The sequence below is a fragment of the Azospirillum sp. P4_B5 genome, assembly GCF_056402275.1.
The window spans coordinates 76,168-100,170 of record NZ_JBFUHT010000024.1 but is presented as its reverse complement, the minus strand read 5'-3'; the positions used below and the strand labels follow the sequence as shown (position 1 = coordinate 100,170).

Here is a 24,003-nt window from a genome sequence, read left to right as displayed (position 1 = left end):
TCTCGGTTGATGGTCGTCAAGCAACCTCAACTTAGCCGAAGAGCACGGTGACCGCCCGCTCCCGGACGGCTGGCCCGCCTGCGCCAGCTATGGGGAGCGCTCCGGCGGGCCAGCCTCACGTCTCAGACACCACTCGGCGGGACACGGCCCCTTCCAGCATCCCGCGCGCCTTTGAGTCGAGTTGCTTGAACACATCGGCGGCGGCGCCGTTCAAGGCCTGCCCAAGCTTGCTCAGGGAAACGGCATCCGTCTTTTCGCCGCTCCCGACGCCTGAGGATTGATGCCCGGAGGAACCGGTTCCGGACTGTACAGGCTTCCAGTATCCGGTGGCGGACAGAGGAAGAGAGGAGCTGATTGTGCCGTTGTTCATCGGTCCGCCTCCTTAATTGTCGCCCATCATTCTCGGGTATCCATATGGAGGAAAATAAAAACTAGTTTCCAGTCAATGATCACTAGATTTCTTGCAATATTATGGTGGCATTGATTGATGTGATTGGCCGCTCTTTCATAAGGCGAGATTATAGAGGATGTTATTTGGATTTGACGCGATGGATCTGTGAAGGGCTTGGCAGTGGAAGACGTGAGCCTATCGGTAATCGAAGGCCCCCTTGCCGATCAGACGACGGACGACGTCGCCGAAGGCGGCGAACGGACTCAGGTTGATGCCGAGATCGGCGATCTTCTTTGACGCATCGTCGCCGCCATCCTGAATGGCGAGGAAATAGGCGTTGGCCTGAGCATTCCTGCCGGTCGCCGAGGAGGGCGATGCCGAAGGTTTGTCGACGCGGATCGGGGAGTTGTCCGGCTGTGTCTGGGGGTCGGCCCGACGCTGGCCGCGTTGAAGGAGGGGCGTTCCGCCAAGTGCGCGGCTGGCGGCCTCCGAATCGAGATCGACGGCGGCAACATCGACCCCGGACTGCGCGAAGCCGACGCGTTTCAGGCGCGCGGTCAAACCCTTCGCCACGTCTTCGCCGGTCAGGGTGCCGGCGCGCACGGCGTCATCCAGTTTCCGGCGGTCCTCGTCGCCCAGCGCCTCGTTGAACATGGTGAGGGCGTTGCCTTTCAGGGCGGTTGCAAGGGCGCTGAGATCCACGCTGTCGCTGGCTCCGCCATTCCGGACGGTCGTCGTGGTGACGGAAGGTGTCGATGTGTTCGTTGAGCGCGCTGCTGATCCAGCTCCGATATATGCGGGAACATCGGCGGGCGATGTGACGCCTGTGGGAGCCATTGGAAAACTCCATTGATCGATGGCCGAGGCCGTCGTGGAAAGAAATAGATACTATTGACCTTTTGATTTATGAATTTGAGCGAAGATTAATAATGAAATATTAAAGTTCGAACCCTAAGTATTTGTGCACCTAATGAGCTATGCGAATACTGGAGTATGGGGTGACCGGTTGGCGGCCAGGCTCGCGTCGAAAGGTGACAGTTGGCGCCCCGCTAAGAATTTGGCGAAATCAAACTGATAAGGGAGATTGGCGGCGGGCCGAAAAAGCGGCGAATGTGCGCCAACCCAAGAAAGGACGAGCCCCGCCACTCATGCGGGGACACACGGACGGGCCTGCTGATTTCGTGCGGGTCATACCGCGAGGTTTGCGGTTAGGGTGCGACCTTTCCCCGCATGTTGGAGCGCAATGATGTGGAACACGTCCCGCTGGCGGAGCGCCGCCCTGTCCGCCCTTTTCCTGTTGGGGCTGGGCACCTCCGCCGAAGCGGCTGAGCCGGTCAAGGTTAAGGTGTTTGTCGGCGCCATGTTCGAGATCGGCAAGAACACCGGCGACCGCGCCGGCGAGTTCCAAAACTGGTACGAGCGCTACTGGCAGTCCGCCGAGCCGATCGCCGTGAAGGGCGCGCTGAACCCCGTCTACTGCAACGCCGACGGCGTCTGCGGCGCAGTTCTGGGCATGGGCAAGGTCAGCTCCTCCGCCTCCATGCAGGCGATCCTGCTGAACCCGCAGCTCGACCTGTCGCAGGCCTATTTCATCATCTCCGGCGTGGCCGGCACGCCGCCGTCGCGCGGCACCATCGCCGAGGTCAACTGGGCAACCTGGTTGGTGGATTACGACCTGGGCCACCGCTGGGCGCCGGAAGAGGGCAAGCCGGGCGAGCCGACTTTCATGCCGCGCAAGGGCTACGAGTCCGTCCGCCTGTTCCAGTTGAACCCGGCCCTGGTCTCCTGGGCAATGAAGCTGACCGGCGACACGCCGCTGAAAGATTCCGACAGCGCCCGCGCCTACCGCCAGCGCTACCCGCAGGACGCCGCCCGGCGAGCGCCCTTCGTCGGCACCGGCACGCACATGACCGGCGACACCTTCTTCCACGGCCCCGGCATGTCCGAGCAGGCGCAGTACATCGCCAAGCTCTACGGCGCCGACGATTACGTCATCACCGAGATGGAGGCCGCGGCGATCACGCTGGTCATCAAGCGCACGCTGGGCTCCGACCGGGTGATGAGTCTGCGCGGCGCCGTGAACTTCGACCAGGGCAACCCCAAGGAGACCACGCTGGAGCATCTCGACCCGAAGCCGGGCGAGACCGCCGGGGGCTTCGCCGAGACGGTGGAGAATGTGGCGCTGGTCGGCGCGCGCATGACCGATCACATCGTGTCCCATTGGGACCAGTGGCAGGCGGGCGTTCCGGCCCTTCCGGCCCAGTAACCCGAAGGCCCGGCCCTTTTGGCTGACTGGACATGCTCCGGCCCGGCTCCCAGTTTCCATTGGGGTGGGAAACGGGTCCGGAGGTGTCCCATGGATGAAGCGCTGGTGATTCGCGACGCGCGCCCGTCGGACGCGGTGGGCATCGCCAAGGTCCACGTCGCCACTTGGCAATCCACCTATCCGGGCCTCGTCCCCGACACCTATCTCGTCAACCTGTCGGAAGCCGCCGCGGCGATGCGCTGGCACAACGCCGTCCAGGCGCACGGGCCGGGGCAGGGCGCCCTCGTCGTCGTGGACGGCGCGGATTCGGTGGTGGGATTCGCCACCTACGGCGGGCGCCGCATTCCCGTGGAGGGGTACGAGGGGGAATTCTACGCCCTCTACCTGCTGGACGAGGCGCAGGGGCTGGGGGTGGGGCGCCGCCTGATGGCGACCATGGCCGAGCGGCTCCAGGAGGGCGGCAAGCGCACCGCCGTGGTCTGGTGCCTGCGCGAGAATCCGGCCCGCTGGTTCTACGAACGGCTGGGCGGTGTCCGCGTGGCGGAACGGCCCATCCGCTTCGCCGGGAAGGAGTTGGTGGAGATCGCCTATGGCTGGCGCGACCTCGCCCCGCTTGCACGCTTGTCCGCGGGGCCTGAAATGCGGTAGTCAGGGGCTTGTCCCCCCGCATCAGGTTGTCGTCCATGTCCGCCGAGCGCGTTCTCATCCTCGATTTCGGGTCGCAGGTGACCCAGCTCATCGCCCGCCGCGTCCGTGAAGCCGGCGTTTACTGCGAAATCCACCCGTTCAGCATGAGCGAGGAGCGGATTCGCGACTACGCGCCGAAGGCGATCATCCTGTCGGGCAGCCCGGCCTCCGTCACCGAAGAGAACGGGCCGCGCGCGCCGGAGGTGGTCTTCACGCTGGGCGTTCCGGTCCTAGGCATCTGCTACGGCCAGCAGACGATGTGCCACCAGCTCGGCGGCACCGTGTCGGGCTCCGACCACCGCGAGTTCGGGCGCGCCTTCATCGAAGTGAAGCAGACCTGCGCGCTGTTCGACGGGCTGTGGGATGTGGGTTCGCGCGAGCAGGTATGGATGAGCCACGGCGACCGCGTCACCGCCCTGCCGGACGGCTTCCAGGCCGTGGCGGTCAGCGACGGCGCGCCCTTCGCCGCCATCGCCGACGACGCCCGCCAGTTCTACGGCGTGCAGTTCCACCCGGAGGTCGTGCACACCCCGCACGGCGCGCAGCTTCTGTCGAACTTCGTGCACCGCGTTGCGGGCCTGAAGGGCGACTGGACGATGGCCGCCTTCAAGCAGCAGGCCATCGAGAAGATCCGCGCCCAGGTCGGCAGCGGCAAGGTGATCTGCGGCCTGTCGGGCGGCGTCGATTCCTCGGTGGCCGCCGTGCTGATCCACGAGGCCATCGGCGACCAGCTCACCTGCATCTTCGTCGACACCGGCCTGATGCGCGCCGGCGAGGCGGAGGAGGTGGTGACGCTGTTCCGCGACCACTACAACATCCCGCTGGTGCACCGGAACGCGTCCGACCTGTTCCTGGGCAAGCTGGCCGGCGTCACCGACCCGGAGCAGAAGCGCAAGATCATCGGCGGCCTGTTCATCGAGGTGTTCGACGAGGAGAGCGCCAAGGTCGGCGGGGCGCAGTTCCTGGCCCAGGGCACGCTGTACCCCGACGTGATCGAAAGCGTGTCCTTCACCGGCGGCCCGTCGGTCACCATCAAGTCGCACCACAACGTCGGCGGCCTGCCGGAGCGCATGAAGCTGAAGCTGGTCGAGCCGCTGCGCGAGCTGTTCAAGGACGAGGTCCGGGCGCTTGGCCGTGAACTCGGCCTGCCGGCCGCCTTCATCGGGCGCCACCCCTTCCCCGGTCCCGGCCTCGCCATCCGCGTTCCCGGCGAGATCACCCCGGAGAAGCTCGACATCCTGCGCAAGGCCGACACGGTCTATCTGGAGGAGATCCGCAACGCCGGCCTCTACGACGCGATCTGGCAGGCCTTCGCGGTGCTGCTGCCGGTGCGCACCGTGGGCGTGATGGGCGACGGACGGACCTACGACCATGTGCTGGCTCTGCGCGCGGTGACCTCCACCGACGGCATGACGGCCGACTGGTACCCGTTCCCGCACGATTTCCTGGCCCGCGTGTCGAGCCGCATCGTCAACGAGGTCCGCGGCGTCAACCGCGTCGTCTACGACATCACCTCGAAGCCGCCGGGGACCATCGAGTGGGAGTGATCCGCGACGATCGCTGTCGATAAGGGTTGAACATGGAAGGCCGTCAGGAGCCGCAAAGCTCCTGGCGGCTTTTTTATGCGCAATCAGAGCTTGGAACGGTCCGGTGGAGGCGGCTCGAACGCCCTTGTGAGAGCGATGCTGTGACAAAACCCTCGGCGGCATAAGAACAATTTATATATGTAAATTATGGAGTTAGAAATCTAGTTAATAAGTAGATTTTATTTGACAGGACGCCCCGGGATTGGTGTGATCGAGGTGCAAATCAACCTTGGTGACGCCATTTCGGGAGGCTTCGATGACAGCGGGTGTGAAACGGGTTGGGTCCACCGCAAGACGGGCTTTTCTCGGCATGACCTTGGCGGCGGGCGTGGCCCTCCTTTCCTCCGGTGGCGCGCGGGCCGAGGCGACGGATCTGACCATCGCCATCCAGTACGGGTTGGGCTACCTGCCGCTGATGATCGCCAAGAACCAGGGGCTGATCGAAAAACACGCCGAGGAGCAGGGAGTCGGACCGCTCAAGGTCAACTGGCTGGTGTTGAACGGCGGGGTCGCCGCCAACGACGCGCTGCTGAGCGGCAACGCCCATATCGTCTCCGCCGGCATCGCGCCACTGCTGACCGTCTGGGACAAGACGCGCGGCGGTATCGGCGTGAAGGCCATCTCGGGGCTGGACTCCTCGGCCTACTGGCTCAACAGCAACAACCCGAACGTCCGCAGCATCCGCGACCTGACCGACAAGGACCGCATCGCGGTGCCGGCGGTGAAGGTCTCCATCAATTCGGTCATTCTCCAGATCGCCGCGGAGAAGGAGTTCGGGCCGGGTCACCAGTATGACTTCGAGCCGCTGACCACGACGCTCAGTCCGCCGGACGCCACCGCGGCGCTGGTTTCCGGCAAGACGGAAATCACCGGCCACATCACCAGCCCGACCTACGGGTCGCAGCAACTCGCCCACCCGAACGTCCACCGCATCCTGAACTCGCGCGACGTGATCGGCGAGGCGACGCTGGTGCTGTCCTACGCCACGCAGAAATTCTACGACGAGAACCCGAAGCTCACCGCCGCTGTGGTGAAGGCGTTGGGTGACGGCTTTGCGCTGATCAAGCACGACAAGGCCGAGGCCGCCCGCATCTATTTGGCGGAGGAGCGCAGCAGGCTGACCCAGGACGAGGTCGTGGCGCTGCTGAGCAATCCGGACATCAGCTATTCCCAGGTCCCGCACAACACCGGCGTGATCGCCGAGTTCATGCACCGTGCCGGCTCGATCAAGACCAAGCCGGCCTCGTGGAAGGACTACACCTTCCCGGTCCTGCACAGCGAAGCGGGGAGCTGACCTGACGCCGGTCTTTCACTTTCTGCCCTTTCACCGTCTGCCCGTCATTCCTTACATCATAACGGAGCCTGACCGATGAGCCTTCCCAACGGTTTCGACATCAAGCCCATCAACGGCAACATCGGCGCCGAACTGCGCGGCGTCACCCTCTCCGGCGATCTGCACCCGGCGGTGCTGAAGGCGATCCAGGACGCCGTTTACGAGCACAAGGTGATCTTCGTTCGCGATCAGCACCACATCGACGACGCCCGGCAGGAGGCGTTCGGGCGGCTGTGGGGCAATCTGGTCGGCCATCCCACCGTCCCGTCCCTGAGCGGGACCGAAGGCATCCTGGACGTGGACGGGTCGCGCGGGGAGCGCGCCAGTTCCTGGCACGCCGACATCACCTTCCTCGGTGACTACCCCAGCATCACCATCCTGCGCCCGCATGAGCTGCCGGACCGCGGCGGCGACACGCTGTGGGGCAACACGGCGGCGGCCTACGCCGAATTGCCGAAGCCGTTGCGCGAACTGGCCGACGGGCTGCGGGCGATCCACACCAACCAGTACGATTACGTGGGCGACCGCGGAAACGTCCGCGAGGACGGGCTGAAGCGCTTCAATGAGGTCTTCACCGCCACCGTCTATGAGACGGAGCATCCACTGGTTTCCGTGCATCCGGTCACCGGCGAACGCACCTTGCTGGTCGGGCATTTCCTGCAACGGCTGATCGGGTTCGGCACCTCCGATTCCAACCGGCTGATCGGCATCTTCACCGACCACGCCACCCGTCCGGAAAACACGGTGCGCTGGCACTGGTCGCCGGGCGACGTGGCGATCTGGGACAACCGCGCCACCATCCACCGCGCTGTGGATGATTACGGAGACCGCCCTCGCGTCGTCCGCCGCACGACCGTGGCCGGCGACGTGGTGGTCGGCGTCGATGGACGCCCCAGCGTGACCCGTGTGCTCGGCCGCAAGCCGAGCCTCGCCGCCTGACGTTATGCCGGGACCGGCGCGGGGCCACGTTCCCCGTGTCGGTTCCGCGTTTCCATGCGTTAATATAACGTACTAATAATGTATTTTTATGCGATTTTCCCCTATTGAATAACTTGTGGAATCGTGATGTCATTTTCCTACTAGAGATTAGGTAAAATGATTGGAGGTTCGTATGGTCAAGCCTGGACGTGTCATCCGCCGCGCGCTCTGCGCCCTGGCCGGGCTGGGGCTCGCCGCCGCAGCGCTGGCCGGTCCGGCGGCGGCGGAAGGCCGGATACGGATCGCCGAACAGTATGGGCTGGGCTATCTGCCGCTGCATGTGCTGCGCCACCAGAAGCTGATCGAGAAGCACGGCAAGGAACTGGGGCTCGACGTCAATGTGGAGTGGGTGCAGCTCTCCGGCGGTGCGGCGATGAACGACGCGCTGCTGTCGGACAGCATCGATCTGGGGTCGGCGGGCGTCGGTCCGCTGCTGACCATCTGGGACCGCACCAAGGGCAACGCCAACGTCAAAGCCATCGCCGCCCTGAACAGCATGCCGCTGTTCCTGACCACCACCAACCAGACCGTCAAGACGCTCAAGGACTTCACCGACAAGGACAAGGTCGCCCTGCCGGCGGTGAAGGTCGGCGTCCAGGCCCGCGTGCTCCAGATGGCCGTGGAGAAGGAATTCGGGGAGGGGAGGTTTGATGCGCTCGACAAGCTGACCGTCTCGCTGCCGCACCCCGACGCCACCGCCGCCCTGCTGTCCGGCTCGTCGGAGATCACCGGCCACATCTCCGGCCCGCCGTTCCAGTACCAGCAGCTGCGAGACCCGAAGATCCACAAGGTCTTCAGCTCCTACGACGTGCTGGGCGGACCGCACACCTTCAACCTCATCTGGGCGAAGGAAGCCTTCCGGACCAAGAATCCCAAGACCTATCAGGCCTTCCTGGGCGCGCTGAAGGAGGCGATGGACGTCATCAACGCCGACCATTCGGCGGCGGCGGACATCTATCTGGCGCAAAACCGGGGTGATCTCGACAAGGCCTTCGTCGTCAGCATCCTCGACGACCCGGACAACCAGTTCACCGTCGCCCCCGCCCGCGTCGGCGCCTTCGCCGACTTCATGCACAAGGTCGGCGCCATGAAGAACAAGCCGGCTTCCTGGAAGGACCTCTTCTTCGAAGACCTGCACGGCGAAACCGGGAGCTGAGCCGATGAACGCCTTCACCTATCCCGACACCGTGGACACCGCCAACGTGTCCGAACGCCCGCTGTTGGACGTGGCCGGCGTGACGCTCCAGTACAAGACGCGCCGCCATCTGGTGACCGCCACCTACCGCGTCGATTTCCAGGTGTTCCAGGCGGAACGCTACGTTCTGCTGGGTCCGTCCGGCTGCGGCAAGTCCTCGCTGCTGAAGGCGGTGGGCGGCTTCCTTCAGCCGGTGGAGGGCGCCATCCGCCTGAACGGTCGCGCGGTGACCGGGCCGGGGCCGGACCGCATGATGGTGTTCCAGGAGTTCGACCAGCTTCCGCCCTGGAAGACGGTGAAGCAGAACGTCATGTTCCCGCTGCTCGCCAGCGGCAAGGCCACGCGCCGGGAGGCGGAGGAGAAGGCGCTGGACTGCATCGCGCGGGTGAACCTGTCCAAGTTCGCCGACGTGCATCCGCACATGCTGTCGGGGGGGATGAAGCAGCGCGTCGCCATCGCCCGCGCCATGGCGATGGAGCCGGACATCCTGCTGATGGACGAGCCCTTCGCGGCGCTCGACGCGCTGACCCGCCGCAAGATGCAGGAGGAACTGCTCCAGCTCTGGGACGATCTGCGCTTCACCGTGCTGTTCGTCACCCACTCCATCGAGGAGGCGCTGGTCGTCGGCTCGCGCATCCTCGTGCTGTCGCCGCATCCCGGGCAGGTCAAGGCGGAGCTGAACTGCGACGGCTACGACCACTTCGCGGTGGGCAGCCCGGCGTTCCAGGACACGGCTCGGCGCATCCACACCATGCTGTTCGCCGACGAGGTTGAAACGGTGAAGGGGCCGCGTTCATGACCGGCCTGTCGCTTGCTCCGCGAGGCCGCCGTGTGCCCCCCATCCGCCCGGAGTATGAACGGACGGTCGCGACCACCGGCCCCATCGGGGACGTCGCCCGACCGCTGTCCCTATGGGAGCGGATCGGCAACGTCACCGCGCTCCGCCGCTTCGCCGTTCTGACCGCGGTGGCGCTGCTCTGGCAGATCGCCGCGACGTGGCAGAACAACCCGCTGATGTTCCCCACCTTCGTCGCCACCGTCACGGCGCTGTGGGAGGCGATCTGGCGGGAGAACCTGCTGTCGATGGCCTGGGTGTCGCTGTCGGTTCTGCTGAAGGGCTACGCCATCGCCGTGGTGCTGGCCGTGCTGCTGACCAGCTTCGCGGTGTCCACGCGCATCGGCAACGATGTGCTGTCCACCCTGACCTCGATGTTCAACCCCCTTCCGGCCATCGCGCTGCTGCCCATCGCCATGCTGTGGTTCGGGCTGGGGGCGGTCAGCCTGACCTTCGTGCTGGTCCACGCCGTGCTGTGGCCTCTGGCGCTGAACACCCACGCCGGCTTCACCTCGGTGTCGGAGACGCTGCGCATGGCCGGGCGGAATTACGGGCTGAGCGGGATCCGCTACGTCGTCACCCTGCTGATCCCGGCGGCCTTTCCGGCGATCCTGACCGGGCTGAAGGTCGGCTGGGCCTTCGCCTGGCGCACGCTGATCGCGGCGGAGCTGGTGTTTGGCGTCTCGTCGGGCAAGGGCGGGCTGGGCTGGTTCATCTTCCAGAACCGCAACGAGCTGTACATCGACAAGGTGTTCGCCGGGCTCGTCACCGTCATCCTGATCGGCCTCGTCGTCGAGAACGTCGTCTTCCGCTGGATCGAGACCCACACCGTCCGCAAGTGGGGAATGGTCCGCTAGCAATCAAATCCCCTCTCCCGGGGCGGGAGAGGGGATTCTTGAGCAAGGAAATCCATCCGTGCCTTTCGACAGCAACCTGACCACCGAGCGCCCGACCTTCGTCACGCATCTGGAATGCGCCTACACCGGCGAGCGGTACGAGGCCGACACCGTCCACAACCTGTCCAAGGCGGGCAAGCCGCTGCTGGTCCGTTACGACCTGGAAGGGGTGCGCGGCGCGCTGACCAAGGACGCGCTGGCCGAACGCCCGCAGGACCTGTGGCGCTACCGCGAGTTGCTGCCGGTGCGCCGGGTGCAGGACATCGTCAGCCTGGGCGAGGCCGTCACACCGCTGGTCCCACTCCCCAAGCTTGCCGCGAAGCTGGGGGCGGCGGAACTGCTGGTGAAGGACGAGGGGCGTCTGCCCACCGGCTCTTTCAAGGCGCGCGGGCTGGTCATGGCGGTGTCCATGGCGAAGGCCTTCGGCATCGCGCACATGGCCATGCCGACCAACGGCAACGCGGGCGCGGCGCTGGCCGCCTACGCGACGCGGGCGGGCATCAAGACGACGATCTTCTGCCCGGAGGACACGCCGGAGGTCAACGTCTCGGAAATCGAACTCCAGGGCGCCACCGTCTACCGTGTCAACGGGCTGATCGACGACTGCGGCAAGATCGTCGGGGAGGGCAAGGCCAAGGCCGGCTGGTTCGACGTCTCCACCCTGAAGGAGCCCTACCGGATCGAGGGCAAGAAGACCATGGGTCTGGAGCTGGCCGAGCAGCTCGGCTGGGAGGTGCCGGACGTCATCTTCTACCCGACCGGCGGCGGCACCGGGCTGATCGGCATGTGGAAGGCCTTCGCCGAACTGGAGGTCATCGGCTTCATCGGCTCGAAGCGCCCGCGGATGGTCGCCGTGCAGGCCGCCGGCTGCGCCCCGATGGTCCGCGCGTACGAGGCCGGAGAGGAGCACGCGCCGCGCTGGCCGGACGCGCACACCGTCGCATCCGGCATCCGCGTGCCGCAGGCGGTCGGCGACTTCCTGATCCTGCGCGCGGTGCGGGAGAGCGGCGGCTTCGCCGTCGCCGTGCCGGACGAGGCCATCCAGGCGGCCCTGGACGAGGCGGCGCGGGAGGAGGGCTTCCTGCTTTGCCCGGAGGGCGCCGCCACCTACGCCGCCTACAAGCAGGCGCTGGCCGACGGGCGGGTGGGCCGCGACGAGCGCGCGGTGCTGTTCAACTGCGCGACCGGGCTGAAATACCCGCTGCCGCCCGTCCACCGGACGCTCGACCGCCACCAGCCCATCGACTATTCGGTGTTCCGGGGATGAGTGGTCCCTACGCGGCGGGCCGTCTGGTGGCCCTTCTGGACGCCATCCTGCAGCGGTCCGGCAGCAGCCCGGAGGAGGCGGCCATCGTCGCCGCCAACCTCGTGGACTCCGACGCCACCGGCCACGCCAGCCACGGCGTGTGCCAGATCGCCGTCTACGCGAAGAGCCTGGAACTGGGCCACCTGCAACCCAACCGGCACGCCCGCGTCGTCCGCGACGAGGCGCCCTTCCTGGTGGTGGACGGGGAGGTCGGCTATGGGCAGGTGATCGCGCGGGAGGCGACGGATCTCGCCATCGCGCGGGCCAAGGCCGGCGGGGCCTGCGTGCTTGCCCTGCGCAACGCCCACCACATCGGGCGGGTCGGCTCCTACGGCGAGCAGTGCATCGCGGCCGGGCTGATCGGCGTCCTCTTCGTCAACGTGGTCAGCCGTCCGCTGGCCGCGCCCCATGGCGGCGGGCGGCCGCGGCTGGGCACCAACCCGATCTGCATCGCCGTTCCCGCCACGCCGGGCCATCCGCCCTTCCTGCTGGATTTCGCGACCAGCGCGGTGGCGGCCAACAAGTGCCGCGTCGTCGCCGCGTCCGGCAAGGAGGTCGCCGACGGTCTGCTGATCGACGAACGGGGCGCGCCGACGCGCGACCCCGGCGTGATGTTCCGCGATCCGACCGGCGCCATCCTGCCCTTTGGCGGGCATAAGGGCTACGGGCTGGCGCTCGCCTGCGAGATCCTCGCCGGGGCGCTGGCCGGCGGGCTGCCGGCCCTGCCGGAGAATCTGCGTCCGGGCCGGGTGGTGAACAACGCGCTGGCGTTCCTGATCGACCCGGCGCAGGTCGCTGAAGCGGAGAACGTTGGCTGGCAGGCCCTGACCGACGCGGTGCTGGACCACATCCAGGACACCCCGCCGGTCCCTGGCGGCAATGGGGTTCTGGTGCCCGGCGGGCCGGAGCGGCGCAGCCGGGCGCTGGCCGCGGAGCGCGGCATCACGCTCGACCCCGACACCGAGCGCGCCCTGCATGAAATTGGGGGCGCGCTCGGCCTCGACGTTCCGGCCTTCCTGGGGGCTTGACCGGGTGGGGTCAGGGCAGGATGCGGTTGCGCAGAACCCCGTCCTCCAGGAACAGGCGGGCGGTCTCGGCGGCGTTGCGGCGCATCTCGATCGCCGCCTCGTCGGAATGGAAGGCGTTGTGCGGCGTCACCACGAGACGGCCTTCCAGCCAGGGTTCCCGCCGGCGCCACGCGTCCAGCAGCGGGTGAGGGGCGGGCGGTTCGGTCGGCAGCACGTCCGTTCCCACGGCGGCGACTTGGCCGCTGCGCAGCGCCGCCTCCAGCGGGTCCAGCCCGGCGAACATCTCGCCGCGCGCCGTGTTGACCAGCAGGGCGCCGGGCTTCAGCTTCGCCAGGAACTCCGCGTCGATCAGGCCGCGGGTGTCCGGCGTCAGTGGGCAGTGGAAGGTCACGATGTCGGATTCGGCCAGCAACTCGTCCAGCCGGCGGACGCGGCGGTAGCCGACCGCCTTCTCGTGCCCGGCCGGCTGCTGCGGATCGTAGCCGAGGATGCGGTGGCCGAAGGGCTTCAGCCGGTTCACCACCGCCGTGCCGATCCGCCCCACGCCGACCACGCCGACCGTCGCCGCGCTGGACCGCCGCAGCGGGGTCAGCGTGTTGGCCTGCCACGTCGTGCTGTAGCCGCGGGCGCGGGCGTCATGCTCCCACAGGCGGCGCTGCAGGGAGAGCAGCAGGGAGACGGCGTGGTCGGCCACCTCCTCCGTCCCGTAATCCGGGTTGTTGCAGAAGGGGATGCCGGCGGCCTCCAGCGCCGCCACGTCGACCTTGTCGTAGCCGACACCGAACCGCACGACGACGCGGCAGCGCGGCAGCTTCGCCACCGTCGCCGGACCGATGCGGGTGCTCCACACCAGCAGCGCGTCCAGCCGGGCCAGCCGCTCCGGGTCCAGGTCCTCTTCGCGGCGGGTGTCGAGGAAATCGACCTCGGCACAGCCGTCCAAAACCGCCGCCTCCAGGTCCGGCGGGGGGATCATATGGTCGGTGATTCCGACGACGAAGGGTGCACGCTTGCCCATGGTCATTCTGCGGTCCGGGTCCGGATGGTGGAGCGGGGAATCAACATATTTTAGAAGTGGTTCTCAGCGCATGGAACATGAAAGCACATGCGATACGGCAAAAGCCAACTTGTTAAATAGGGATTCATGGTGCTCTAATGATGTCAATTCGGGGGCGCCCCGCGGGGTGCTGGACACAGGGAGAGGAACGACGAGCATGCCGTCCCACGACACCGCGCACAGCATCGCCATCGTCGGCGCCGGCTTCACCGGCAGTATCCTGGCGGCCCACCTTCTGCGCAAGGCGGAGGAACCGACGCGCATCCATCTGATCGAGCGCGCCGGCTCGCTGGGCACCGGGCTGGCCTATTCCACCGACAGCGCGGCGCATCTGCTGAACGTGCGCGCCTACAACATGAGTGCCTATCCCGACGACCCGCGCCACTTCCTGCGCTGGCTGTGGGCGAAGGACCTCGGCGGCGCCGTGCCGCCCAGCGGCCACGCCTTCGTGTCGCGCCGCCTCTATGGCGCGTACATCCAGGACGTGCTGCGCGAGGCCCTGGCGGAGGCCCCCGCCCATGTGACGCTCGACACGGTGCAGGCGGAGGTGGTCGATGCGGCGCTGGACGGCGCCGCCGGCAGCGGCGTGCGTCTGCGGCTCGCCAATGGGGAAAGCCTCGCGGTGGATCGGGCGGTGCTCTGCGTCGGGCATTTTCCGCCCTCGCCGCCGTCGCTTCCGGCGCCGGAGGTCTTCGCGTCGGACCGCTTCGTCGGCGACCCCTGGAACCGCGAGGCCGTCGCCGTCATCGATCCGGACGCGCCGGTGCTGATCCTCGGCACCGGGCTGACGATGGTCGATGTGGTGCTGTCCCTGGAGAACCAGGGCCACCGTGGTCCGATCCTGGCGCTGTCGCGCCGCGGCCTGCTGCCCACCACCCATCTGGAGACGCGGCCCTTCAAGAGCTTCGTCCATCCCCAGACGATGCCCGGCACGGTGCTGGACGTGCTGATCGCCCTGAAGGCCGACGTCCGCCGCGCGCGGGAGGAGGGGCTGGACTGGCGCGCCGCCTTTGACTCCCTGCGGCCCTTCCACCCGCTGATCTGGAAGCACTTGCCGCTGGAGGAGCGGCAGCGCTTCCTGCGCCACGCCCGGCCATACTGGGAGGTGCACCGCCACCGCATGGCGCCGGAGGTGGCCGCCCGCATCGAGGCGCTGCGCGAGAACGGGCGGCTGGCCGTCCGGGCTGGGCGCCTTCAGGCTCTGGCCTTGACCCCAGAGGGGGTGGAGGCGACCGTCCGCGCGCGGGGTGCCGAAGACGCGCTCTGGACATGCACGGTGGGCGCCATCGTCAACGCGACCGGCACCGAGTGCGACTTCGGGCGCATCCGCCATCCGCTGATGCGCGCCTTGCTTCAGCAGGGGCTGGCCCGTCCCGACCCCTTGCGCCTCGGCCTCGACGTCACCGAGGAGGGTGCATTGATCGGCGAGGGTGGGGCGGTGACCGACCGCCTCTTCGCGCTCGGACCGGTCAGCCGGGCACCATTCTGGGAGATGACCGCGGTGCCCGAACTGAGAAGCCAATGCGCCGACGCTGCGTTGGCCCTCGTCCGCCGGAGCACGAGGAAACGCCTTTCCGCTTAAGAACACTGCATGAATGTTATTAGAGATCTAGTAAACCTATTTACATAGTAGATTTAAAGTGTCTATCATGGTGTCCAGTGTTGATCTCCGCCCGGCAATCGGGGGCTTTCCCGGTTGCCGGCACTGCTCCCGGTCCGCGCGGCTGTTCGCCGTCGCTTCGGTTGAGAAGGAGGATGTCATGCCGGACACGATCTTGCGGCCCACGACGGAACGCCTGGATCCTCAAGTCATCGCGATGAACGAGGCGGCAGCCCGTCTCGGCGCCGCTCCCGCCGACCCATTGAGCCTCCCACTTGCCGAAGCCCGTGCGGCGGCGGAGCGTTACCACAGCTTTCTGAACGGCCCCATGCCGCTTCCCGCGGAGGTGATGGAGGTGACCTTGTCCGGTCCCGCCGGCCCTCTGCCGCTGCGGCTCTACCGTACGGCGGGCCGCGGGATGGAACGCCTGCCCGTTCTGGTTTATTTCCACGGCGGCGGCTTCGTCGTGAACAGCGTGGACACCCACGACCGGCTGCTGAGGCTGCTTGCCCTGCACAGCGGCGCCGTGGTCTGCGCGGTGCGCTACAGTCTGGCGCCGGAACGACGCTTCCCGCACCAGCATGAAGAGGCGCTGGCGGCCCTGCGCTGGGTTGCCGCCTTTGGGGCGGCGCATGGGATCGACGCGGCCCGGATCGCGGTTGGCGGCGACTCCGCCGGGGCCAACCTCGCGCTTGGCCTCGCCCTCGCCGCCCGTGCGCCGGGGGAGCCGCGGGTGTCCTTCGGGCTCCTGTACTACGGCATGTTCGCAAATGACTTCGACACCGTATCGCACCGCCGGTTCGGCGATGGACGGTACGGGCTGACGACGGCGCGGATGCGCTGGTATTGGCAACAGTATCTCGGCAGCGTCGCCACTCCCGACGATCCCCGCGCCGTCCCGTTGCTGGCCGACCTCCGCGGGCTACCGCCCCTGCTTCTGCTGGCGGCGGATCTGGACTGTCTGCGCGACGACACCCTGCGTCTGGCGGAGCGTCTGGCCGAGGCAGGCGTTTCCCACCGGCTCGCCGTTTATGATGGGCTTCCCCACTCCTTCGCCACCATGACCCGTCTGGTCGATCAGGCCCACCATGCCGTTCTGCAGGCCGCCGATGCGGTGCGCCGTCATCTGACGGCCTGACACCGTTGCGCTTCTTCCCATGGCACCGTGAGCGGGCTGTGAACGCAAGCCGCTTGCTTATCCCTTGGGAATGCGATAACAGGGCGCGGCGCGCACGGAAAGGTGCGCGTGCGGGTCGATACGGCCTGTTGTCGGTTTGCTCTCAACATGAGAAAGTTGTTGCATTCCGACGCGGCGCCGCGTAACGTCCGGCTTAGGAAAGTTAAGAAATTCAATGGGTTGAGCCGTTACGCGCAGTCCATTCGAATGATGAAGTTGCGGTCGTGGCGGAATTGGTAGACGCGCAGCGTTGAGGTCGCTGTGGCAGAAATGCTGTGGAAGTTCGAGTCTTCTCGACCGCACCATCTTTCCTTCGGCGGATTGCCGGACGGATACGAAAATCGGGGCCTTTCCAGGCCCCTTTTTCATGCCCGCGTGCAACGGGTCCATTCCCCTTATCTCCCCCTCATTCCTCCAGGGTCCAGTTTCCGGCGGTCCGGCAGGTGCGCAGCGGCGCGCCGGCATCCCGGCCGGCCGGCGTGGTCACGACGTGGGTCAGCGCGAAGCACAGGCGCCCGCGGTCCTTCGGGTCGGCGATGCGGCCCGTCACGGTGATCAACCCGGATCGCAAGCCGTCTCCCGAAACCCACTCCTGGCCCGTTGCCGCCCGCTCCGTGCCCGATGCGGCCAGCGCCCCAAGGAACGCCCCGGCGACCATCGGCTGGTCGTCGTGCGTCATGCGCAGGCGGGTGGCGTTGCTCCAGCCCGGCCCGACCAGAAGCTCCGGCGCCCGGACGTTGACCGCAACACGGTCGGCGGCGATGGCCACCGCCAGTTCCAGCGGGTCTTCGGGCGCCACGCCCGGTGGCGTGTCGACCAAACCGGTTAGGCTGGCGAGCCCCGTCCGCGTGCCTTCGCCCATCTTGCCGTCGATCGCCCCGTCGTAGCGCCCCAGCCGGGCCAACGCGCGTTGCGCCGCCATGATCCGCTCTTCCGGCGTGAGCACGCGCGGGGCGGGCATCGGAGCACGGCCCTGGGTGATCGCCTCCACGTCCAGCCGATGGTTCAGCCGGCTGAACCCCGGCCCGCCGTTCCACAGGGTCAGCAGGCCGAGATGGATCGCCGCCGCGGCGGACAGCAGGACGAGCGGCCAAGCCCCCTGGGCCGGCGCACGGACCGGCCCACCGAAGGCCGCGCCCAACGCCCCGCGCACCACTCCGCGCACCAGCGCCCACAGGCCCAGCCCGGCCGCGATGGGGATTCCGATGTCCCAGCCCAGCCGCAGCGCCGCCGGGGCCGGCTGTTCAGGAGTCGCGCCGGTCAGCAGAGCCGGACCGTCCACCCCTGCCACCAGAAGCAGGACCAGGGCGAGCAGCCCCGCGGCGGCGATCCAACTCCGCGCGACGGCGGTGCGGCTGGTCTCGGCAAACCGCTCCGCCAACACGGCGGCGGTTTCCTTCACGAAGGCGGGGCTGACGCAGCTCTCATGGTCGGCAACGATCGCCGCCGTGTCCGGCTCCCGGCCGCCCAGCACCGCCTCGGCGACGGAGCGGGTCAGGCGGTAGGCGCCGGCCAGGGCGAAGGCGTCGGCCGGTGGCAACGCCGCGATGCGCGCCAGCACCGGGGCCAGCACCGTGTCCAGGAAGGGGGGAAGGGGGGCGGAATCGGCGTCCGGCCCGACGGTTTCCACGTCGAACGGCACGCCGTCGCAGTCCCAGGACAGGGCGACCACCGTCAGCGTGCCGCTGCGCTGATAGAGAAGCTGCGTGCCGGAATGGCGCACCGTGGCGGGCGCCGGGTTGGCGAGCGCCGCGAAGCCGGCGAAGCCGGCCTCCTCCAGCGCCATCCGCACCGCCGCCGGTGCGTCCGGCGGCGCGGTGAGGCTGTAGGAGGGATGGGCGGTCAGGCGGGGATGGTGGATGTGCGTGAACTGACCGACCCCGCTGCAGGTCTCGCAGGCGACCACCCCGTCGCCCGCGCAGACCGGGCAGCGGTGCTGGCCGCGCCCGCCGCACTCCGGGCAATCCGGCGTCTCGGCCGTCGCGCTGTGGGTGCAGCGGATCTTGCCGCCGCGGCAGCCATCGCCACCGCAGCCCCGCACCCCGCCGCCGTCGCAACCGGTGCAGACCTCATGCAGATAGTAGGGGCCGCGCAGCGAGGGCAGGGGCGGCAGGGGCTCCTCCGCCGCGGCCATCGCCTCCACTCGCTCGTCCAGCGGGCCGAGCAGCGTGGCGAAGCGATGGGCCGTCTCCAGCGAGGCCGCCTCGGCGTCCAGGTCGCGGGCCAGCGTCGCGTTCAGTTCGGCGGCATTGCGGCAGTAGATGGCGAAGCGCACCATCTCCGCGCCCAGCCGGACCTCGACCTCCGTCGCCCAATCGATGCTCAGGGTCAGATGGGCGCCGACCATCACCTCGCGCTGCTGGGCCTGACGGAGCGTCACGCCTTCCGGCGCCGGGACGTTGCCGGAGGCCGCCCGGCGCAGCCGCCGGATCAGGGCGGCCTGTGGAACGGTGGATGGCGGAACCGTGGATGGCGGAACGGCGGACGGCGGCGCGGATGGGGAGGGAGCGGGCCGGTTCGGATCGTCGGGACTCAGATGGTTTTGCCCGGATTCGTTTGGAGCAAGGTCGTTCCGGTCGAAGTCGAGGCTGTCGGGCATGGGGCGTGCGTGTCCGCGAACAGGGGCGCCGGCATTGCAAAAGGCCGCGGACGCCGGAACGGAAAATCAGGCGGCGACGTCGGGCGCGGGGCCGCCGGTGCTCGGCGCCTTTTCGTCGGATTCGCGGTTGCCGAAGTCCTCGTCCTCGGGCGCGCTGCCGGAGGCCGGCGTCTCGGCACGGCTGTCCGGAATGGGGGCGTGGCGGACCCAGCGGCGGCCCTCCATGACAAATCCATGATCGCGAAACCACAGGCGTTCCGCCTCATCGGCGGCGCGAAACAGGACCAGAGTCCAGGCGTCGGACGGCTGCGCGCCGTCGCCGCCGTTCTCCGGCATCGCGTAGGGCTGGAGCGAATAGGGGAAGTCGTCGCGGGTCACTGCATGCCCCCCTGATTGGAGCCGCCGGAGCCGGATGGCCGCACCGAGGCGGGCGGGGGGTCGGACCCGTCTTCCTCGATCGCTTCCAGGTCGCTTTCGGCGGCGTATTTGATGAGACGGCCATCGGCCAAGCGGATGTCGTAGGTTGGCTCTCCGGCAAGGGTCCGTGCGACGACGAGGGCGTCCTGGCCCGCAAACCTCACCCGTGTTCCCAACCGCAGCATCCCGCCCCCGACTGTGTCTTGATCGTTGTCTGTGACTTGATCGTCGTCGCAGGCTAAGGATTCGGGCGGGGGTGTGCTGTGTCAAAAACCGGGCGCCAAAGGGGCAAGGCTGTGCTTGTGGGGTTCTCCCCTTGCGGGGCTTGGTGCGCCGGGCCCTTTGCGCTGTTGATGTGCAAAAGGACAGGTGTGGCGCAGCGATGGAGGTGTTCATGCCCGAACAGCGCAACGACGGCAACCGGAAGCCGTCCGTCATCGATCTGGTGACCGATCCCGAGAAGTTCGATCAATGGCAGCGTCAGCGGGAACGCGACGAGGCGTCGTCGGACGGAGATGGCCGCCGGGAGGGCGAACCGGGCCGCGAACCGGACCGGGGCCGTTCCGATGCACCCAGCGGGCGGGATTGACGTTCCAGATTCAAACGGGCCGGCGGGTTACTCGGCGGCCTCGCGGGGCGTCGTCGCTTCCGTTGGAATGCCCAGCGGGGCGCTGCAATGGAACTGCATCAACCGGCGCTCGACCCGGATCAGATAGGCGCGCGCGTCCAACCCCACGGGGCCGCGGCTGTGTTCGCGGACGAGCCTGATCGCACGACAGGCGTGACCGCATTCCGGTGTGGCAAACTGGCACAAGGGGATCGTCCGCCTATAGGAGTGGGTCCTAAAGTCTTACTCCGTTCGATAGGGTTCGTCGAGCGTCGGTTGCGACTCGAATTCAATGTCACAACGTACCGTTCAGCAGCCTCGCCGGTTCAGCACCAGCAGGTTATCATACTATAGTATGTAATGCTGGGTTTGGATGCCCTGCCATCGCCGGCCAAGCCATGCTGGAAGGGTCAGTTCGACCCTGGGTTGCCCTCGGTCCGTGCGGTGGGCTGCGCGCCTTCCAGAACCGCCAGATACTCCAAAAGCCGTTCCAGCGTTTCGGTCGGCATCCCGACGGACGGGACGTCGTTGCGTTTGGCAGCCTTCAGCGCCGTGCGGAGCAGGGTGCGGTCGATGTCGGTCAAGCCGGCCATGATGATGACGTGCGTGTGAAGCGACGATGCTCAACCTGTATCATCAAGACACGCAACCACGCCATGCCCAATCCGAAGGCAGGCGCACGAAACGGCGGCCCCGCACCGGTGCCCCTGGCCATAGCGAACAGAACCGCGATCCCCATCCTCTCTGTCACATCCTGGTGACACGCAGTGCCATACTTTTGCCGCGACGCCGAAGAGTATAGGTATCCCTTTTCCCGGTTCGCCGGGGCCGCAGCCTTTCGCCAACACGAGACTTCGAACGGTGATGCAGATTTCCTTCGCCTTCCGCTGCCGGATCGGCCGGCTTCTGGCAGTTCTGATGCTGTGTGGCGCGCTTGCGGCGGGTGCCGTGGTTCCATCGGCCCTGGCCCAGTCCGCCGCTCCGGCGGCGGAAGCGGCGGCGGACTTCAAGACCAAGCTGCCGCAATGGCAGAACGCCTTGGAGCGGGCGGCCAACCGCATCGCCGGGGGCGATCTGGCGAACACCGAATACGAGACCCTGCGCGCCGATCTGGCCAAGATCCAGCACGAGGTCCGGGAGGCCGGCGCGGCGGCGGCGGCGGCCCGCGACACCGCCCAGCGCATGCTCGACGCGCTGGGTCCGCCGCCGGCCCAGGGCGCTCCGCCGGAGGAGGCGGGGATCGCCGCCGAGCGCAAACGCCTGAGCCAGACCATTGGCGAGGCGGAAGGGCGGACCAAGCAGACCGAGCTGATCGTCACCCGCGCCGACATCCTGCTGCGCACCGCCGCCGACCAGCGCATGACCCAGCTCACCGAGCAGATCGTCCGGCGCGGCCCTGTACCGCTGCTGCCGGCCAGCTGGGCCGCCCTGCCCGAGCAGACGGCCTATGTGCAGGAGCGCATCGGACGGGCCTTCGGCATCGTGATGGGCGACGACGAATGGCGCGGCCGCCTCTACGGGCTGGGCGCGCTCGCCGCCATTCTGTTCCTGGTCGCCTGGCCGGTGCGCCGGGTGCTGCTTCGCCGCTATGGCCACCGCGATCTGGATGAGCGGCCCAGCTACCGCCAGCGGGTGGTGGCGATGGCGGTGGAGGCGCTGGCCCGCTGCCTGGTGCCGCTGGTGCCGACGCTGGTGCTGAGCGGCGCCCTGGTCGGCCTGCTGCGCGACGCGGCGGACGCCGGTCCGCTGACCGCTCTGGTGGTCGGGGTGTCGGGTGGCCTGACCGCCTATTTCCTGGTCACCGGCGTCGCCCGCGCCACCCTGGCGCCCGATCATCCGTCCTGGCAGCTCGCCAACCTCGACCCGGACAGCGCGCGCCGTCTGGTCCGCCGCGTCCCGCTCGTCATGATCGGGCTGGCTCTGGCCGGCACCGGCATCGCTTTGTCTGAGGGCATGTTCACCCCGCCGGAACTGCGCTCGATCACCGGCTTCGGCACCATGGCGCTGATCGCCGTGTCGCTGCTGTTCCTCTACCCCGATCACCTCTGGCTCGCCGCCCCGCCGCCGGAAGCCGAGGCGGCCGACGATTGCGGGTGCCCCGAACCGACGCCAGGGGCCGGACTGGATGTCACTCTGCCGCCGCCGGCCGCGACTTCCGCCGCGGCGGAGGCCGAGGACGTGCCGCCCGCCCGTCCGCGGGTCGTCGGACTGCGTTTGCGCCTGTTGATCGGCGCGGTGGCGCTCGCCTCGCTGGTCGCCTCGGGCGCCGGATATCTGGTCGGTGCGATCTACGCCTCGAAGCTGATGCTGACCACCCTCATCATCGGCGGCGTCCTTCTGGTGGCGCGCGGCGTCCTGCGCGAGCTGCTGTGCGTCCTGCTGGAGCGCGGCAGCGGGCAGGTGGCCGAGGTGCGCGACATCGTGATCGCCACCGACCGCGGCCGGCGGATGCTGGGGCAGGCCGGGCGGACGGTGATCGACGGATTGCTGCTGACCGTGGCGGCCTTCTTCCTGCTGCCGCTGACCGGCATGACCTTGTCGGAGATGAAGGGGCTGGCCGACGGCTTCCTCAGCGGCGTCACGGTGGGCGGCGTGCGCATCGCGCCGGGCGACATCATGTCGGCGCTGATGGTGTTGGGCGTCGTCGTCGCGGTGACCCGCTTCATCCAGCGCCAGCTCGACGAGCGCATCCTCGGCCGCGTCAACATGGACGACGGCGTGCGCAACTCCATCCGCATGGGCGTCGGCTATCTCGGCACCACCATGGCGGTGCTGATGTCGGTCGGCACGCTGGGGCTCGACCTGTCCAGCCTTGCCATGATCGCGTCGGCCCTGTCGGTCGGTATCGGTTTCGGGCTCCAGAACGTCGTCAGCAACTTCATCTCCGGTCTGATCATGCTGGTGGAGCGGCCGGTGAAGGTGGGCGACTGGGTGGTCGTCAACGGGCTGGAGGGCACCGTGCGCCGCATCAGCGTCCGCGCGACGGAAATTCAGACCTTCCAGCGCGCGTCGGTCATCATCCCCAACTCTGAGTTCATCTCCAAGTCGGTGGTCAACTGGACGCTGAAGGACAAGACCACCCGCATCGAGATCAAGGTCCGCATCACCTACGACACCGACGCCCGGCAGGTCTACGCGCTGCTGCTCAAGATCGGCTACGGCCACGCCCAAGTGCTGCGCAACCCGGAGCCGGTGGTGATGTTCCGCGACTTCGGGCCGAGCGGTCCGGAATTCGAGCTGCGCTGCTTCGTCGCCAACACTGAGCACATCATCCCGGTTCGCAACGAGCTGCGCTTGCGCATCCTGGAGCAGTTCCGCGAGCAGGGCATTCAGATGCCCTTCGACCAGCAGACGGTCCACATGCCTAAGGTGGAGGCGATGCTGGAGGTCCTCCTGGCCGAGCGCCGCGCGCAGGGCGGCGTGCCGGAGCTTCAGGTGGTGGCCGACGGCGGCAAGGTCGTGCCGCTGGCCGACACCCTCGGCGACCGCGGGCCGCGCACAGCATCCTAACTTAAGGCTGCGGCTCCGCCGGCTTGCGGCGCCGCAGCGGAGTCACTTTGGGCTGGGCTGCGGCGGGATCGGGCAGTGGCTGCCAGCCGGCGATGGCGCGCACGCAGCGCAGCGCCTCCGGGTTGTTGGCGAAGACCGGAAACAGCCGGCGCAGTTCCACCACGGCGGACCATTCGCCGCGGTCGTGGAAGGCCCGGCGGATCGTTTCGGCTTCGCTTTCGCTGACGGTGAACATGGCGCCAGAGTGCCCCGCGGACCTATGGCGCGCAAGTCGTCTCGGCGCCGGGAACAGCCCTTTGCCGTGGCCCATAGACCCTGTCAAGGAAAGTTGTTCACAGGCGGCCACATCCTTCGCTTGACTCCCATTGCAGGGCGGGGCAGCCGCCGGAACGGGGCTGGAGAGGCGAGGGGCACGGGAAAAACCCTTGATTGGCGCGGTTTTCTAATGTGCCTAAAAACAGTGCATTTCTGCCAGACCCCTTGAGGGGCCGCCTGTCCCTTCGGTTACCCCTCGATTCGCCAACAGAGTTATCCACAG

Annotated in this window: 22 protein-coding genes and 1 tRNA gene; 15 read left to right on the top strand and 8 right to left on the bottom strand. The window is 67.7% G+C overall.

Annotation, left to right across the window (positions count from 1 at the left end; all coding sequences use genetic code 11):
* Positions 1 to 115: 115 nt before the first annotated feature.
* Both AC1DVI_RS19340 and AC1DVI_RS19335 read right to left on the bottom strand, forming a co-directional pair.
* Positions 116 to 370: a hypothetical protein gene (locus tag AC1DVI_RS19340; protein ID WP_476959364.1), complete on the bottom strand. Its 255-nt coding sequence runs from the start codon at positions 368 to 370 to the stop codon at positions 116 to 118.
* Positions 371 to 586: 216 nt separating this feature from the next.
* Positions 587 to 1,093, bottom strand: a complete 507-nt coding sequence (locus AC1DVI_RS19335; protein ID WP_476959363.1) for a hypothetical protein — start codon at positions 1,091 to 1,093, stop codon at positions 587 to 589.
* 544 nt (positions 1,094 to 1,637) lie between these two features.
* Between AC1DVI_RS19335 and AC1DVI_RS19330 the strand changes: the two genes are divergently transcribed.
* The 10 genes from AC1DVI_RS19330 (at position 1,638) to AC1DVI_RS19285 (ending at position 12,501) form a co-directional block, all read left to right on the top strand.
* Positions 1,638 to 2,657, top strand: coding sequence for a purine-nucleoside phosphorylase (locus AC1DVI_RS19330; protein WP_094306422.1), 1,020 nt, complete (start codon positions 1,638 to 1,640; stop codon positions 2,655 to 2,657).
* Between the two features lie 90 nt (positions 2,658 to 2,747).
* On the top strand, positions 2,748 to 3,305 hold the full coding sequence (locus AC1DVI_RS19325; RefSeq protein ID WP_476959362.1) for an N-acetyltransferase family protein: 558 nt from the start codon (positions 2,748 to 2,750) through the stop codon (positions 3,303 to 3,305).
* Positions 3,306 to 3,340: 35 nt separating this feature from the next.
* Positions 3,341 to 4,891: a glutamine-hydrolyzing GMP synthase gene (guaA, locus tag AC1DVI_RS19320; RefSeq protein ID WP_476959361.1), complete on the top strand. Its 1,551-nt coding sequence runs from the start codon at positions 3,341 to 3,343 to the stop codon at positions 4,889 to 4,891.
* Between the two features lie 367 nt (positions 4,892 to 5,258).
* Positions 5,259 to 6,224, top strand: coding sequence for an ABC transporter substrate-binding protein (locus AC1DVI_RS19315; protein WP_476959360.1), 966 nt, complete (start codon positions 5,259 to 5,261; stop codon positions 6,222 to 6,224).
* Between the two features lie 75 nt (positions 6,225 to 6,299).
* A complete protein-coding gene (locus tag AC1DVI_RS19310; protein ID WP_476959359.1) occupies positions 6,300 to 7,202 on the top strand; it encodes a TauD/TfdA dioxygenase family protein in 903 nt (300 codons plus the stop codon).
* A gap of 172 nt (positions 7,203 to 7,374) precedes the next feature.
* A complete protein-coding gene (locus tag AC1DVI_RS19305; RefSeq protein WP_476959358.1) occupies positions 7,375 to 8,397 on the top strand; it encodes an ABC transporter substrate-binding protein in 1,023 nt (340 codons plus the stop codon).
* A gap of 4 nt (positions 8,398 to 8,401) precedes the next feature.
* Positions 8,402 to 9,235 (top strand): ABC transporter ATP-binding protein, encoded by an 834-nt coding sequence (locus tag AC1DVI_RS19300; protein ID WP_476959357.1) that lies wholly within the window; start codon positions 8,402 to 8,404, stop codon positions 9,233 to 9,235.
* 32 nt (positions 9,236 to 9,267) lie between these two features.
* Entirely contained in the window at positions 9,268 to 10,128 is an 861-nt protein-coding gene (locus AC1DVI_RS19295) for an ABC transporter permease (protein ID WP_476959356.1), read from the top strand.
* Positions 10,129 to 10,186: 58 nt separating this feature from the next.
* Complete coding sequence (locus tag AC1DVI_RS19290; protein ID WP_476959355.1) at positions 10,187 to 11,434, top strand: threonine synthase; 1,248 nt, start codon at positions 10,187 to 10,189, stop codon at positions 11,432 to 11,434.
* Complete coding sequence (locus AC1DVI_RS19285; protein ID WP_476959354.1) at positions 11,431 to 12,501, top strand: malate/lactate/ureidoglycolate dehydrogenase; 1,071 nt, start codon at positions 11,431 to 11,433, stop codon at positions 12,499 to 12,501. The genes AC1DVI_RS19290 and AC1DVI_RS19285 overlap by 4 nt, the downstream gene beginning before the upstream one ends.
* A 10-nt stretch (positions 12,502 to 12,511) precedes the next feature.
* On the opposite strand, the gene AC1DVI_RS19280 is transcribed toward AC1DVI_RS19285, so the two are convergent.
* Positions 12,512 to 13,522, bottom strand: a complete 1,011-nt coding sequence (locus AC1DVI_RS19280) for a C-terminal binding protein (RefSeq protein WP_476959353.1) — start codon at positions 13,520 to 13,522, stop codon at positions 12,512 to 12,514.
* Positions 13,523 to 13,712: 190 nt separating this feature from the next.
* Between AC1DVI_RS19280 and AC1DVI_RS19275 the strand changes: the two genes are divergently transcribed.
* The 3 genes from AC1DVI_RS19275 to AC1DVI_RS19265 all read left to right on the top strand — a co-directional run bounded on the left by AC1DVI_RS19275 (position 13,713) and on the right by AC1DVI_RS19265 (position 16,637).
* A complete protein-coding gene (locus AC1DVI_RS19275) occupies positions 13,713 to 15,137 on the top strand; it encodes an FAD/NAD(P)-binding protein (protein WP_476959352.1) in 1,425 nt (474 codons plus the stop codon).
* Between the two features lie 178 nt (positions 15,138 to 15,315).
* Positions 15,316 to 16,293, top strand: coding sequence for an alpha/beta hydrolase (locus tag AC1DVI_RS19270; protein WP_476959351.1), 978 nt, complete (start codon positions 15,316 to 15,318; stop codon positions 16,291 to 16,293).
* 257 nt (positions 16,294 to 16,550) lie between these two features.
* Positions 16,551 to 16,637 (top strand) — tRNA-Leu (locus AC1DVI_RS19265).
* A 101-nt stretch (positions 16,638 to 16,738) separates the two neighbouring features.
* Here AC1DVI_RS19265 and AC1DVI_RS19260 read toward each other — a convergent pair.
* From AC1DVI_RS19260 to AC1DVI_RS19250, 3 genes are all read right to left on the bottom strand, one after another.
* Complete coding sequence (locus AC1DVI_RS19260; protein WP_476959350.1) at positions 16,739 to 18,931, bottom strand: hypothetical protein; 2,193 nt, start codon at positions 18,929 to 18,931, stop codon at positions 16,739 to 16,741.
* A 66-nt stretch (positions 18,932 to 18,997) separates the two neighbouring features.
* On the bottom strand, positions 18,998 to 19,309 hold the full coding sequence (locus AC1DVI_RS19255) for a hypothetical protein (protein ID WP_476959349.1): 312 nt from the start codon (positions 19,307 to 19,309) through the stop codon (positions 18,998 to 19,000).
* A complete protein-coding gene (locus tag AC1DVI_RS19250; RefSeq protein ID WP_476959348.1) occupies positions 19,306 to 19,533 on the bottom strand; it encodes a hypothetical protein in 228 nt (75 codons plus the stop codon). Before AC1DVI_RS19250 ends, AC1DVI_RS19255 begins: the two co-directional genes overlap by 4 nt.
* Before the next feature lie 209 nt (positions 19,534 to 19,742).
* On the opposite strand from AC1DVI_RS19250, the gene AC1DVI_RS19245 reads away from it, so the two are divergent.
* Entirely contained in the window at positions 19,743 to 19,937 is a 195-nt protein-coding gene (locus tag AC1DVI_RS19245; RefSeq protein WP_476959347.1) for a hypothetical protein, read from the top strand.
* Between the two features lie 428 nt (positions 19,938 to 20,365).
* Here AC1DVI_RS19245 and AC1DVI_RS19240 read toward each other — a convergent pair whose 3' ends face one another.
* Positions 20,366 to 20,548 carry a hypothetical protein gene (locus AC1DVI_RS19240; RefSeq protein ID WP_476959346.1) on the bottom strand — a complete coding sequence of 61 codons (183 nt, stop codon included), beginning with the start codon at positions 20,546 to 20,548 and terminating at the stop codon, positions 20,366 to 20,368.
* Positions 20,549 to 20,819: 271 nt separating this feature from the next.
* Here AC1DVI_RS19240 and AC1DVI_RS19235 point away from each other — a divergent pair, with 271 nt between their 5' ends.
* On the top strand, positions 20,820 to 23,465 hold the full coding sequence (locus AC1DVI_RS19235; protein ID WP_476959345.1) for a DUF3772 domain-containing protein: 2,646 nt from the start codon (positions 20,820 to 20,822) through the stop codon (positions 23,463 to 23,465).
* A gap of 1 nt (position 23,466) precedes the next feature.
* Here the strand turns inward: AC1DVI_RS19235 and AC1DVI_RS19230 are convergent, their stop codons facing one another.
* A complete protein-coding gene (locus tag AC1DVI_RS19230; protein ID WP_476959344.1) occupies positions 23,467 to 23,700 on the bottom strand; it encodes a hypothetical protein in 234 nt (77 codons plus the stop codon).
* Positions 23,701 to 24,003: the final 303 nt, after the last annotated feature.

Bases quoted from the DNA above. Each gene is read 5' to 3' on its own strand.
- AC1DVI_RS19310 (WP_476959359.1), top strand. From the start codon at position 6,300: ATGAGCCTTCCCAACGGTTTCGACATCAAGCCCATCAACGGCAACATC.
- AC1DVI_RS19230 (WP_476959344.1), bottom strand. From the start codon at position 23,700: ATGTTCACCGTCAGCGAAAGCGAAGCCGAAACGATCCGCCGGGCCTTC.
- AC1DVI_RS19270 (WP_476959351.1), top strand. From the start codon at position 15,316: ATGCCGGACACGATCTTGCGGCCCACGACGGAACGCCTGGATCCTCAA.
- AC1DVI_RS19250 (WP_476959348.1), bottom strand. From the start codon at position 19,533: ATGCTGCGGTTGGGAACACGGGTGAGGTTTGCGGGCCAGGACGCCCTC.
- guaA (WP_476959361.1), top strand. From the start codon at position 3,341: ATGTCCGCCGAGCGCGTTCTCATCCTCGATTTCGGGTCGCAGGTGACC.
- AC1DVI_RS19330 (WP_094306422.1), top strand. From the start codon at position 1,638: ATGTGGAACACGTCCCGCTGGCGGAGCGCCGCCCTGTCCGCCCTTTTC.
- AC1DVI_RS19245 (WP_476959347.1), top strand. From the start codon at position 19,743: ATGCCCGAACAGCGCAACGACGGCAACCGGAAGCCGTCCGTCATCGAT.
- AC1DVI_RS19240 (WP_476959346.1), bottom strand. From the start codon at position 20,548: ATGGCCGGCTTGACCGACATCGACCGCACCCTGCTCCGCACGGCGCTG.
- AC1DVI_RS19305 (WP_476959358.1), top strand. From the start codon at position 7,375: ATGGTCAAGCCTGGACGTGTCATCCGCCGCGCGCTCTGCGCCCTGGCC.
- AC1DVI_RS19300 (WP_476959357.1), top strand. From the start codon at position 8,402: ATGAACGCCTTCACCTATCCCGACACCGTGGACACCGCCAACGTGTCC.
- AC1DVI_RS19340 (WP_476959364.1), bottom strand. From the start codon at position 370: ATGAACAACGGCACAATCAGCTCCTCTCTTCCTCTGTCCGCCACCGGA.
- AC1DVI_RS19280 (WP_476959353.1), bottom strand. From the start codon at position 13,522: ATGACCATGGGCAAGCGTGCACCCTTCGTCGTCGGAATCACCGACCAT.
- AC1DVI_RS19260 (WP_476959350.1), bottom strand. From the start codon at position 18,931: ATGCCCGACAGCCTCGACTTCGACCGGAACGACCTTGCTCCAAACGAA.
- AC1DVI_RS19325 (WP_476959362.1), top strand. From the start codon at position 2,748: ATGGATGAAGCGCTGGTGATTCGCGACGCGCGCCCGTCGGACGCGGTG.
- AC1DVI_RS19275 (WP_476959352.1), top strand. From the start codon at position 13,713: ATGCCGTCCCACGACACCGCGCACAGCATCGCCATCGTCGGCGCCGGC.
- AC1DVI_RS19235 (WP_476959345.1), top strand. From the start codon at position 20,820: ATGCAGATTTCCTTCGCCTTCCGCTGCCGGATCGGCCGGCTTCTGGCA.
- AC1DVI_RS19285 (WP_476959354.1), top strand. From the start codon at position 11,431: ATGAGTGGTCCCTACGCGGCGGGCCGTCTGGTGGCCCTTCTGGACGCC.